This is a genomic window from Solihabitans fulvus (genome assembly GCF_008386585.1).
GTDB classification, from domain to species: Bacteria; Actinomycetota; Actinomycetes; order Mycobacteriales; family Pseudonocardiaceae; genus Solihabitans; species Solihabitans fulvus.
Genome location: NZ_VUOB01000238.1, coordinates 1 through 211 on the forward strand (window position 1 = coordinate 1; position 211 = coordinate 211).

1 protein-coding gene is annotated in these 211 nt (G+C 68.7%); it reads left to right on the plus strand.

All coding sequences use genetic code 11. The features are described from left to right. Window positions 1-211: DUF7711 family protein (locus tag F0L68_RS44170; RefSeq protein WP_223199628.1), on the plus strand; the 211-nt coding region annotated here is incomplete at both ends.

Below are 211 nucleotides of genomic sequence, written 5' to 3' on the forward strand. Positions count from 1 at the left end.
CCTGGAAACCCTCGCGCAGGCCTGCGGCGAGATGGCCACCCGACCAAGTTCGATCTTCCCGCTGCGTGTCGTGCAGCTGAGGGCACACGGTGACGTCCTGGGTGTCCCACGGGATCTCGACACCGCCGCGGTCGCGCTGGTCGTGGATCTACCTGTGGAGGAGGTTCCGTGGCTCTGCGAGCCGCAGGGCGCCCAACACTGGGCCAGTGCC